The sequence below is a fragment of the Candidatus Polarisedimenticolia bacterium genome (assembly GCA_036004685.1).
Lineage (GTDB): Bacteria > Acidobacteriota > Polarisedimenticolia > Gp22-AA2 > AA152 > DASYRE01.
In genome coordinates this window covers 1-1,928 of sequence record DASYRE010000055.1, presented here as the reverse complement: position 1 = coordinate 1,928, position 1,928 = coordinate 1, and the positions used below count along the sequence as shown (strand labels likewise).

General features: G+C 65.8%; 2 protein-coding genes. Both read right to left on the bottom strand.

Annotation, left to right across the window (positions count from 1 at the left end; genetic code table 11):
• The coding region (locus tag VGR67_15665) for an amidase family protein (GenBank protein ID HEV8337849.1) at nucleotides 1–513 on the bottom strand (513 nt) is incomplete at its 3' end.
• A 68-nt stretch (nucleotides 514–581) separates the two neighbouring features.
• A complete protein-coding gene (locus VGR67_15660) occupies nucleotides 582–1,433 on the bottom strand; it encodes a phytanoyl-CoA dioxygenase family protein (protein HEV8337848.1) in 852 nt (283 codons plus the stop codon).
• Between the last annotated feature and the right edge of the window lie 495 nt (nucleotides 1,434–1,928).

Here is a 1,928-nt window from a genome sequence, read left to right as displayed (position 1 = left end):
CACGGCCGCGCCCGAACCCGACGACGATCCGCCGGTCACGTGCTCGCGATTGTGCGGATTGAGGGGACGGCCGTAGTCGCCGATGGCGCCGCCGGTGCCGAAGCCGCCACTCAGCCCATTCATCACGTTCTTGCCGATGATGGTCCCGCCCGCCTGCAAGACGCGGGTGACGACGGTGGCGTCGAAGTCGGGAATGAAGCCGTCGAGGGCGAAGGAGCCGAAGCTCATCGGCATTCCGCCGATCGCGATGTGGTCCTTGAAGCTGACCGTCTTGCCCTTCAGCAGACCTTCGGCTGCGCCCTCGATGCGGCACTTCCACATCCAGGCATTGAGGGGGTCTTCGTGTGGACTCGGCCGCCAACCGGGTTCCCGGCCGGCCGAGACCATCGGCGGCCTGGGCTCCTCCACTCGCGCTTGCACGAAGGCGTCGAGCTGGCTGAGCTGTTCCATGAGGTGCTTTCGGTAGAGGACGGCCTCGTCCGCACTCAAATGGATGCCCAGATGCTTGGCCACCGCCACGACTTCATCGACGTCAGGGACCGAGTACATAGGCTTCTCTCATGTGCTGAAGGATACGCAACTCAGGCCCGCTTCGCGCCGGGTCCGTCGCTGAAGAGTGACGGAACGAACGTATGTGGATCCGCCGGCTCGGTGAGGAGCGCTTGTTGCCGCGGGGTGAGCGGGACATCGGGTGGTGGAAGCACCCGCGCCCGCGACCACGCCATCTGGGAGACGCAATACTTGTAGAGCAGCGTTCGGCGCTCGTGGTCGGCTCTCCACGGCGCTGTGCCGTGCATCACCGCCTCGGTGAACAGCACGACCGACCCCGCCGGTATCTCCGGAATGACGACGCAGGCGGCCTTCTCCGGAGCCCCGTGGATCTGGCGCGGCAGCTTGAAGTTGCTCTTGTGACTCCCGGGAATGCACCAGAATCCGCCGTGGGCCGGTCCGGCATCGGCAAGACTCCAGGCCGCGACCGTGAACCCCTCGTAGATACCGTTGGGGGCAAACTGAAAGCGCTCTCCTGGCCTGGCGAAGGAGTTGAGAGCCGAAGCTCCGTAGTCCGCGTGCATGGAGCCCATCGTCTGACCCTTGTGCATGCGGATCCCGTAGAGACGGTCCAGCCGAAAGCAGTCCCCGAGCCGAAGGCGAAGAATTGGCATGATCGCCTCATGATCCAGCAGGCGACAGAACGGCTCCCCCCAGTTGAGGAAGCCATGATCCGGTCCGTGTTTGCCGGCGGCGGAGCCAAAGCGGATGCTTTCGCGAGGGCTGGGGAGCCGCTGCGCATCGATCAATCGATTCAGCTCGGCCACCTCCGCCGCCCCCAGCACGTTGTGGATCACCAAATAGCCTTGAAGATCGAACAGGTACTGTTGCAGCTCCCGGTCCGAAGCGTCCACGGTCACGCCCTCCCCTGTCTTTGCTGTCACCGTCGCATCCACACCGCTGTGTACCGCTTCGTCCGAAAACCCGACCGATCTGGTCCGGGCGTCAACGCTAACATGTCTGCGCCGGCGCCCGCGCATCCCGGTGATCAGGCTCGCGATCGGGCCGGCTGTATGGTCCGCGCGGTCTGCCGAGGAGAAGGAGAGGTCCGGCGGCCCGATAACGGCGGCGACGCGGAAGCGGCGTGCGACAGATGGCGGCGGGTACTGGTCACCGAGGATGAGCTGAGCGCCTACGCGGTCGCTCTGCCGATTCGGGACCGAAAGAGGTCAACGCCGGCTCCGTCCGCCTGCTACTCTGCCGGCGCCAGGCGACCGAGCTTCGCGGCGGCCCGAGGATCGGGTCGAAACCATCAGGGAGGAACGCGATGAGTGAGCCGAGATTCACGACGCTGACGCCGGAGACGATGACCGCGGATCAAAAGCGCGTGGCCGACGCGATCCAGTCAGGCCCACGCGGCGCCGGCCTCCGCGGTCCCT